Below are 10668 nucleotides of genomic sequence, written 5' to 3' on the forward strand. Positions count from 1 at the left end.
GTAAAAGCCAATAAGCACCTTCAGGATTATTTATTGCATCGTAATAACAACCAAGAAAGTACTGAGATTCTTTATGACCATTAATCGCTGCTTTTGTATGCCAATATATACTTCTTTCGAGATCTTTTGGGTAAATTGATTCTTCTAATGTTTCAGCAGTTTTTCCCGGACGATAGTTTTCTCCCATAGTATACTGCATATATGAATTTTTTTCGAATAAGATTGTTTTTGTAGAGTTTTTTCTAAACTCAAGTAACTCCAAAGCTTTTTCTTTATCTTTAGGAACACCAAGTCCAAACCATGCCATTCTTCCTAACCACATCTGAGCTTCCGCTTCTCCTTTATCCGCAGCTTTTTTAAAGTACTCCGCAGCCCGAATGTAGTTTTGAGGTATTCCCTTTACACCTTTTATATATAAAATACCCCATGCAGTATCGGCAGCGCTAGCTTTTTTTTGCTCTGCTTTCATAAGCCATTCACGCCCAGAAGTATTACCTCTTTCTAGCAATGCACGTCCATATGCGGCCATACCATAGGCATAATGCTTCTGTGCAGAATGTTCGTAGCATTTCATATAATCAGTAGAAAAAATGATTGAGTCTTTTAAAATTTCTCTTAACCTTCCTGCTCTATATAATCCTTTTTCATTATTTTCTTTTAAAAAATATTCAACAGCTTTTTTTATATTTCTAGAAGTACCAAGCCCATACCAATAATACTTACCTATTTTGGGTGAGACTAAATTTTTTAATGCTGCTTCATTAAAATATTTAAAGCTTTTTTTAAAATCTAAAAAATCACTTGTAGAGTACATCTCTCCAAGCATGGCACTGCTCACTATATCTCCAATTTTTCTTCCTTCTTCTGCAAGCCTAAATGCTTCTTTTGTATTTTTTTCTATGCCTATTCCCCGAAAATAAAAATCTGCCAATAACCCATAGCAACCTTGTTTTTTACATCCTTTATCAATAGCTTCTTTTAGTAGCTCTACTGCTAAAGTATGGTTGTGTGGAAAATCTTCATACCAAATATATATGCATGCTTGTTCAAATAAAGCATCTATATTTCCTTTTGATGCTAAATTTTTATATATTTCCAATGCCTTTTGATAATTTTTATCTATACCTTGTCCTTTACATAATCTTTTTGCAATGATCATGCCTGCTTGTTCATGTCCAGCTCCATATGCCTGTTCGTACTTTTTAAATGCTTCAGAAAATTCTTTCTTTTTATCAAATCCCTGAGCAAGGTTATAGGCTGTTTCAGCTTCTTGTAAATTACCAGCGTTTGCCGGAGTTGAAAAAAATGAAAATAAAATATATATTGATATAAAAAATATGCATAAGAAATTGTTATAGAACATCCTTAAAATTGATTTCATGGCATATATCCTTTATTAAATAAGTCTATAAAAAACAATAAAAATAAGCTAAATATAGAAATAATTATTGGACTTTCTTATCCAGCCTGAAAATCCAATCGTTGGGAGTAGGAATGTCAGCAAAGATTTTTCCCGAGAACTCATTACCGCTGATTTTGCCTCGAAGATGCATGAGCGCTCTGCGTTTGGGATTCTTGATCCAGCGCACACCGCGAAGCTCACAGTCCCCTGTTTCTTCATTAAGGGAAATGTTCATTTCGAACTGCCCGGAGCCAGCACCGGGATTTTCACGAAGAGGGTAGAAAGTAAACACGCAATACGGACGTTTTCCCCGTTCCTTGACGGTAAGTGTGGCCGCAGTTTTCCCATAGGCATTGGTGAATTGTCCTTTCCATGTTCCTATGAACTCCGCTGTGGTAACCGCCTTTTTCGGAATGTTTTTTTCCGGTTCCGTAATATCCGGTTGGGCAGGCGGCGTGGATACTCCGGGAACGGGGACCGCTGGAGTGACAGCGGCAGGCACCGAATGTTCTTTCCTTTCCGCGGGAACGGCTTCAGTCGGAACCTGAACGGGAGCGGTTCGGGCCGCGTCGGCAGGAACCGTTACAGATGGTTCCGTTTTTGTGTCAGAGGGGACGACGGACTTTTTTGCAGCGTGTGTTGTGGGCGTATTCCTCTCTTCGTCGGTTTTGTGTTGAGGTGTGGGAGAAGGTTCAATACGAGACGAAGAGAGCTGTTGTTCTTTTTCGGCAGGCTTAATCTGTTGTTCCTCAAGTGGATGAATCGCGCTGGGAGAAGTTGTTTCGTTCACGGCAGGCTTCGAAAATTCTTTCCGCTCCACGGGAACGGCCTCTGCCGGAATCTGAGCTGGAGCTGTTCGGGGGACATCGTTAGGAACCGTTACGGGCGCTGCACCGGAGGGGGCGGAGTTTTTTTCTGCAACGGGTGTTGCGGGCATTTTTTTCTCTTCACTGGTTTCGCGTTGAGGCGCGGAAGAGGGTTCAATGTGAGTCGGTGTGAGCTTTTCCGCTGTTTCAACAGATTCAGCAGGAATCTTAGTGGAGTTTTTCAGTTTTATCGGTTCATTTTCCATTTTCTTTTTTTCGAGAATGGGAACAGGCGACATTGAAGCATTATGCTTTTCAATATCTGTATAAACTGGATCAGCGGCTTTTGAGTTCTCTGTTGTCTTTTGTTCTGAGGTAATGTTTTTACCGTCTCCCTGTCTATTCAAAGTGGAAATTGACTTTGGGATTGTTATTCCGAGAGCCGTAGCTTCTTTTTCTGCTTCTTGATTTAGATTTGATGAAGAGAAGGCATTTTGGTAAAATAATGTAATGAAACAAAAGATAAGTGCAGTCCACTGAAGGACAATCAGCCCGTTTTTCAAAAGTTTTTCATTTGGCTTCATCATAAGTCTCTCCATTATACCATATCGATACCGGCGTGCTGTGCGGCCACGCTCATGGCTGTGAGTGTGCGCTGATTGAGACTTTCAGCTTCTTCAAGGCTCACAACGCTGTCGAGATACTGCTTTTCATAATATGTTGAAATATTATTAATATTGGAAGTTCCCCGTTTTTTTTCGGTCACGGCAACCTGAGCGGCTTCCAACTGTTCTACCTTCTGTACTTTACGTTCAGCCTGTATTTTTCGTCTATTAACTTCCGCAGTCATTTGACTCAGTTCATTGCCACCATTGCGTTTGGGCTTGTTGGAAGGTTGTCGTTTTGCAGTACGCTCTCGCTTTTTTTCCAGACTGATTACCTTAGGCGCTGTTTTGTTTTTCGCTTTGGCCTCTGCTTCAAAGGCTTCGCGATACTCGCCGTCACGTTTTAAAAGCTCATTTTTCGAGTTGACCAAAATTTCGGAAATATACTTCATGCCCCTGCGGATTTCTGTGTAGCGTGCCTGCATTTCGGCTTTCGTTATTTGACCAGCCTTATATTGGGAAAGGAGGCTGTTGAATTCCCGTGTATAACATTGCAGACTTGCCATAGCATATTGTTCCACTCGACTGGCGTTGCGCATATCGGCGTTCATGTCAGCCTGATAGCTGCGCATCCTTTCCCTGTCATCCTGGATTTGTTTCATTTTCCCAAAACCATAGCCTAAAGCGGTGCCTGCAATCAGGCCTGCTCCACTGCCGATAAGCGCACCTTTGGCATCGCCGGTTTTCAGGAAACCAAGAGCTGCGCCTCCCAGAGCGCCGACGCCAGCTCCGATGACTGTACGTTTTATAAGCTCATCCTGGGCTTTTTCCAGATCTGCAAAAGGTTGATAGCATTGCGGATAATACTCCGGCTTCATCTGATTCAAACCAGGGATCTTCGGCATGCAGGCAGGCATGAGCAGAGACAGAATAACAAGAGGAATGAGGAGAAAGCGATTCAACGTATCTCCCATGGCACGGACATGTTGCATCATTAAACTCCTTACCAGTAAGAGGTCAGTTTTTTCAGAAGCCAATCCGGCAGTATGTCGGCCAGCGCTTCCTTTTCTTCCAGAGAGGTGGCGTCGTTACGGACAAGATGCTTTTTCAGTACTCGTACGCGCCGGGTCATGCTCCGGCTGAAGCCATCGTCATGCGCAAACTGCAGCGATACCTTTTCAAGCTGGGGAAACAAGCGGGTCCTATCGAAACGGCGGCATTCCTTGACCATGGAAAGATAGTAAAATAGTGCGCTCTGTATTCCTTCGGTAAAACCGCGCACGTCTTTCTCCATCTTTGTTTTTTCCTCATCATGGTCGCCGGAAACCTTCCGGGAAAGTCCGTCGTAAGCCTCAAGTAAACTCACCAGTTGAAAGCCGCGCGAACCGTAATTGGCGATGGTTTCAAGAGAAAAAAGAGCCCCCACGAGGGTTTCACGCATCATGCGTTCTTCGCTTTCGTTGACTTTTTCATGGTAGAGCGAGGCAGTGGCCTCAGCCTGTTCCAGGCGTTTTTTCAGGGCTGGATCTTCGACGGCGACGGCCACCTCCCGGATGATGACGCGGGCGTCATCATCCGTTGTTGCCTGTGCGGCTTTCGGTGTCGTGCGGCTCTTCCATTCTTCAAAAAGTTCGTCACGGCGTTCCTTGGGAGTCAGTATGCTGCCAAGAACGATGCGGAATCCCATGTCATCGCGCACCTGCGCCTTTCCGTCTACATAATAGGCCGCTTCGAGACGGTGTCCGGGGTGCAGTTCCTCAAGCATAGTCGCGCGCCAGCTTCCGCCTTTTATGACGAACCCCCCGTACCCGCCTATCTGTTTGCCTCCGGCAACAAGGCGGAAAGGAGAAAGGATCATTTCGGAACAGTTGCCGAGCATGTCGTACAGGCCCAGAGGATTTGGTTTTCTGGAACCAATAGGTGCAAGGCCGCGAAGTGATGGGTCGTACAACTGAGCTGTAATGTATTCACGATAATCCGTCCCTTCGGGAATGGGATGCAGTGTTGTACGGCTGCGTTCCGCAGGGCTGACCCTGTGGCCGCCGCGAGCCGCAAATTCCCATTCCGCTTCCGAAGGGAGACGGATAAAGGAAGAACGTTTTTCCTGTGAAAAATAAGGCAGGTACTCTGGCTTATGCTGCATGAGCCATTCGGAGTAACGACGCGTGAAGTCCTGAACGTCGAACCACGAGATGCCGGTCATGGGTAGATAATCGTCCTCTTCGATAGAAAAAGGAGTGCCTTCCACAGGAGGCTCCATTACAGCACGCCACTGCGCACGCGTAATCTCATACTTGCCGATAAAGTAGATGTAAGGCTTGATGCCGGAGTCGCCGGATATTGTAACAACAATGTTTTTCTGGATAAATTCAAGAATGTCGGTTCCCCACGCCAGCGGAATGTCTTCCAGCTCGAAAGGCGCGCTCAGGGATAACATATGTCGCTGTTCCGCATACTGGCCCCTATCGCCGGAAGTTTTGTCTGAAGTTTCCTCTGGGGGCGTACTTTGCACACCCTGTTGGACTTCGGTGGCGTCGAGATAACCGGAAGCTGGGATACAGACTGCCCGGAGCGTCAAGCTGAGTCCTCCAGGCATGGGAAGAAGAACATCTCCTGGGGCAGGTTTCGGTTCTGAAACCTGTTCTCTGGTCAACATGGCGCTCTTTGGTCTGAACGTAATGGCCGCATCCGCATCGGAGGCGAACAAGAAGGCAAGGCATAGAACGAGGATGAATCTAGGCATGGCGGCGAAGCACCTCCGCAGGTTGGAGACGAAGCAGGCTTTTGCCTGCCCCTATACAGCAGATGAGAGAGAGGAAAAGGGCTCCGGCATAAAGCTGGACTACATAGAAGAAAGGGATGCGGCAGACGGATTCACCTTGGAGGAGATGATCGGCGCAAACGACGTCAAAAACGCTCGCGACCACTCCGTACAGAAGCAAGGAAAGGGTTGCCGCGCAGAGGGCGCACAGCGTCATCTGTCCGACAGGGAAGAGCAGAAGGGTTCTGGCCGGAAACCCCATGAGCCGCGCCTGTGCGAAAAAATGTTCTTTACGGCTTACGCTGGATACTGTGAAACTTGCCAGAGAGAACATCATCCCAGCGATGGTGACGCCGCCGATAAGCGTTGTTGCGATAAAAAGCGCCCGACGTAGGGCCAGAATGTTTTCCACCTCGCGGGCGGCTGTGTAGGCTTCAATTCCTTCTTCCATAAGAAAGTCCCGCATAAGGACAACATCGTCCAGTGTCTTCACATACATACGAAAACCGGCGTATGTATGTTGCGGGTAATCCGTCCGTCCGGGCCAATCGAATTCAGGCACGGCGAACCCATCCCGATAACGTTCTACCGCTTCGGTGAATGCAAGGGGAACGTAGATATGCGGTTTCCAGTCAGCGGCATCGGGCAGCACTCCGAGTACGGGAAGCGAAATAGAAACCCGTTCTATGTGGCCTCCGTTCATACGATTGACAAAAAGCCGCAGTTCTCGTGTTTCCCTAGAAGGAGGAAGATTCCGCTCAAGCTGACGGGTGATAATAAGTCCCTTTTCCGGAAAAGAGAGTCCGGAATAGGCAAGCAGAGGGTCTCCTTCAGCGGTTGGAACAAGGTCGGCCGTGAGCCGTTTCCCTTCCGCTCCGGCTAGGCTTACACTTGCGGCCAGCGTGCGTGTGCGTGGGACAAGGAAGGATACGGATGGATGCGCGGCTAACTCGTCCAGCCGTTCCTGTGTGAAACGCACGCTGCCGTAGGGAGAAATGGACAAAGTTCCGGGGGAGTCTAGAAGCCTTTGGGAAAGCGTATCCACAATGCCGAAACGTAGACCAGCCAGGAGGAGTATGGGCGTAAGTGCAGCGGCAAAGGCGAGTATGCCGCAGAAAGAAAGCATATACTCATGGATGAAATCCCTCCAAGCCATGAACAGAGAAATTTTCCAGGACGGGGAGGCAGGCCGCTCGTCCGGCGGAAGTACGGAAGGTTGTTCCGGTTCATTTGCTCCCGCAGGCGTATCAGAGGAATGCTCTAGGGCCCAGCAAATCTGATGAATGGCTGCGGCTGGCGATTCCGGTTTTTCGATGCGCCGGACTCTCAGGAGAGGGATACCGGAGTCTTTGAGCAGTGTACGGTCGTGACTCACAATCAGTAGCGCCGTATCAGTATGCCGGACGCATTCCTTGAACAAGGCCATGACCTGACGAGCTGTTTCCGGGTCGAGTGCGGATGTTGGTTCATCGGCAAGCACAAGGCGCGGTGAATGGATGAGAGCCCGCGCGATAGCGACTCGCTGACGTTCACCATAGGACAGCCGTTCGGGTTTATGTTCAAGGAGCGGGCTGATGCCGAGCAGTCCGGCCAGCTCGTGCAGTTTGTCCTCACCTCCCGAGCCGAAACGAAGCCGATACGGTATAAGGATATTTTCCCGGTTGCTCAAAAAAGGATAAAGATTTCCAGCCTGGTGAACGAAGCCGAAAAGTTCTTTGCGTATGGCCGCAAGTTCGTCATATGCTCGGCTTTGCCAAAGCGCGGCGATATCCTTGACCTGACCGAAGTCGTTGTACAGAAGGAAGCGGGATGCCGCGTCGGGGCGTGAAAGAAGAGCCATTGTTTCCAGCAGCGTACTTTTGCCGCAGCCGCTGGGACCAATAACGCCCCATATCTGTCCTGTATCGATGTTCAGAGAGTCAACTCTCAGGCAGAATGAGGAATCGGAACTCCGATATGCCTTTGACAGATCCGCTATTTTCAAAATACGAGGCATGGCTTACGGCAGGGAGGTCAATGGTACTCGATACATGGCATCGGCAGGATCGGTACTTCCGAAGCTCATCCAATTTGCAGTATCATTATGATATTCCTTGTAAAGCTGTATTTTGGATTCCAGATCACGGATTCTGGCGTCCTGTTCTGTAGAGCTGAGCGCGCTCCAGCCATCGGCTGTCATGTTCATAATCCAGCTCATATAGGGCAGGTCTTCAAGAAACTCCGGCAGAACGCCCATCTCCGCGATATTCGTTGCGGAAGCGCCTTCCTGAAGTTTGTTTGGGTCGCGTACTGTCTGAGCCGAAAGAGAAATGATGCGCTGGAACAACTGATTGCTGTCGATATCACGGGCGCTCTTGGCGGCGTCCACAACAGTCTGGAGCTGACGGGCGAGGCTGTCGAGCTGACGCTTATTTAACAGTACAGTGACGGCAAGCGATTCGGTAGGCCTGCCTTCGGAAAGGCTAACCAGATCCTTGTCCACCGCCCATGCCTCCAGCATACGCGGAGCTTGGATGTTCTGCTCGCTGCCTACGAATTCAAGCTGGGCGGCATACCCGATGCATTGTGCTATCTGGGAAATTTTTTCTTCGGGAGTCTTTGCCTCGATGGGTTCCGGTTTTTGGGCAAGCTGACCTTCAGCGTTCTGTCTCATGATTTTCAGGATGATGTTTACCATTGCCTTCGATAACTTGCCGAATTCTTGGCTCGCCGTTTTGGAATCATAGGCAGGCAGGGACAGATATACGCTTTTGAGGCTGGCGTCTTTCACGCTGGTCAGTGTACGATACTGTTTTTCCGTTTTGTCCAGTCCGTGACGTTTGCCGGATGCAGTCTGAAGATGCACTACCAGCAGGCGAATACCTTTCTGCGCCAGCAGGTCACGTATTTCCTCCTCGTTCAGACCTGTAGAAGAATATTTGTCGTCATTGCGGATTGCACCGGCGTCGGTAATGAGTACGGCAAGCTTGATTGCGTAAGGTTTCCAGTCAAGCCCTTCGATGGCGGACATGATGCCCGCGAAGGCGTCTTCGTTGAAAGCATGTGTGGAAACTTTGGCTTCATCAATTTCCGCCAGCCCCCTCTCCATGATTTGCCGCCCGGATACAGGGGTAAGCGGAGCAATGATACGGGAGACGTACTCCAGTTTTTGATTATAACGAGTACTGTTTCGATATGCGACGACGCCAAGGGACAGGTCTTCTGCCAGCGGATTTAACTCTAGGGCATTGTAGGTACTGTTGATGAACTCTTTTGTCTTTTCGATGTAAGGGCGCATGGAAATTGTGGTATCCACGATAAAAGCTACGCCGGACTGAAATTTACGAGGCTGCGGGGGCATTTTGGGCGCAGAAGGCAGCTCTCCAGAGCCGGGATTGATGCAGCCCACTTTCAGCATTTTCAGTCCGTACTGTTCATATTCCAGAGAATAGTCAAAGATAGGCATGAGATAGAACTGATTGCGCGGCACAGCCGAAGCCTTGGGTTCCAGCGCGATAAGAGGAGAGGAGGAATCCACGGCGTCGCTCTGATATTCGCCTGCCAGCATATCGAGGTCGGCGCTCAGTGTTTCGGAGGTGATGAGCTGATTCAGACTGTCATAAGAACGGAAGAACATGACGGGATCGCGCCCCATTCTTTCCGTAAATACCAGTGAAAGCGCCTTGTCCCATCGGGAAGAGTCCATACCTCTGATCCATTGTGTGGATTCGGAACTGGAAGCCGGTGAAACTTCCAGCCATTCTTCGCCGTTTTCAACGACTCTGCCGTACACATAGAAAGGGGTAAAGGAATCTACAATGTTGCCTATATCTCCATTGGGAGAACTATAAGCTCTGATTCCGGGGTGGCTGATAACACGCTGATACAGAGTCGTCTTTCCAGGTACAAGCAGGGGAGTGCGTGTTGCCGCCTCAGAGAAGGAACCCAGTGCGGAAAAAGAGAGCAACGCGGCAGAACAAAAAAATGCGAGGGCTTTCATAACGAGTTCACAAGGGGAAGAAGGTTAGAGGAGACCGCTAAGGTCATCTTCGTAGTTAGAGGAGGGAGTCGGTGCTTGACGAGGTACGGGGGGGGTATTGTTTTGCTTTGGCGGATATGTTTCCGCAGGCGCGGGGGAAGGTGCCGGTATTGTACCGCGTTTGAAGTTTTGGTACGCTATCCAAGCCCTTCTGCTTATGCTGGTGTCAAGTCGACGATTTAATTCCAAAGCTTTATACATTTCAAAAGAGTCAAACGAATCATGCACGCCATATATATTTGCAAAATGTTGAAGAGATTTTTGTGTGGTGTCGTCAAGAACGCCTGTAACTTGAATAGAAGTGTCTCCATTAGCAATACATTGTGCTTGCATAAAAGGTAAAAGTAATGACTTTTTTATTAAATCATCGTATTGTATTCTCCAATCATTTATAATAATTTCATCTTCTGTAAAAATATTTGTTCCTGAAAGAGTTCTCCAATAAGGGAGTCCTAGTGTACGTCCAATAATTTGAGTAACGGCAATTTCTGAAAGCATCTGCAAGGCCATATGTCGTCCATGCATAGCTGTAGACTCTGTGCCAAAACCAAAAGAATATCCGCCTATGGAGAAGCCTATATCTTTACCATCTTTTGCATAATAAACTTCCATTGAAGCGCTGTATTTACCAGGAATGGAAATTCCCTGTTTAGAATAAACACTAAATGATATGGTTATTCTGGACATACGCGAAGTAGTATCGATACCTGCTGCTATACTCGTATAGCCTTGTCCTCCACCAATGCTTCCGCTGGCAGAGGCAGAGTTACTTGTTGATTCAAGAGCTCTGTCAAATTGGGAAATGCTGCCTTCTACTCTAAAATCTGCGTTAGGTCTAAAAGCCATAGTAGCAGAACTTGCTATTTTTTTGGAATTGATAAGGAAATTTTCTACTTGAGCATGAATGATATCAGATTCTTCATACTGCTCTACAGTACGAACCTTATAATATACTTGAGAAAGAGCTTCTCTTACAAGAGAAGTTATGCTCATAGGAATTTCTCCTGTAGAAGAAAGACCAGTTGCATCGGTAATAGGTTTTATATAATAAAATGTTGTTTTATAGTCTAATGGCA

7 protein-coding genes are annotated in these 10668 nt (G+C 47.7%); all 7 read right to left on the bottom strand.

What is annotated here, in order from left to right:
* Positions 1-1381 (bottom strand): tetratricopeptide repeat protein (locus ACZM8Y_RS16690; RefSeq protein WP_489501906.1); only part of this gene is annotated, 1381 nt, incomplete at its 3' end.
* A 64-nt stretch (positions 1382-1445) separates the two neighbouring features.
* The gene (locus ACZM8Y_RS16695) at positions 1446-2795 is read right to left on the bottom strand and encodes a hypothetical protein (RefSeq protein ID WP_482334115.1); all 1350 of its coding nucleotides are present in this window, start codon (positions 2793-2795) and stop codon (positions 1446-1448) included.
* An 11-nt stretch (positions 2796-2806) separates the two neighbouring features.
* Complete coding sequence (locus ACZM8Y_RS16700) at positions 2807-3808, bottom strand: glycine zipper domain-containing protein (protein WP_482334113.1); 1002 nt, start codon at positions 3806-3808, stop codon at positions 2807-2809.
* Positions 3809-3816: 8 nt separating this feature from the next.
* Positions 3817-5556 (bottom strand): formylglycine-generating enzyme family protein, encoded by a 1740-nt coding sequence (locus ACZM8Y_RS16705; RefSeq protein ID WP_482334111.1) that lies wholly within the window; start codon positions 5554-5556, stop codon positions 3817-3819.
* Positions 5549-7570, bottom strand: a complete 2022-nt coding sequence (locus ACZM8Y_RS16710) for an ABC transporter ATP-binding protein/permease (RefSeq protein ID WP_479859807.1) — start codon at positions 7568-7570, stop codon at positions 5549-5551. Before ACZM8Y_RS16710 ends, ACZM8Y_RS16705 begins: the two co-directional genes overlap by 8 nt.
* A 3-nt stretch (positions 7571-7573) precedes the next feature.
* Positions 7574-9553, bottom strand: coding sequence for a vWA domain-containing protein (locus tag ACZM8Y_RS16715; protein WP_482334108.1), 1980 nt, complete (start codon positions 9551-9553; stop codon positions 7574-7576).
* Between the two features lie 24 nt (positions 9554-9577).
* A partial coding sequence (locus ACZM8Y_RS16720; RefSeq protein ID WP_489501907.1) for a hypothetical protein occupies positions 9578-10668 on the bottom strand: 1091 nt, incomplete at its 5' end.

Source organism: Bilophila sp., assembly GCF_057864385.1.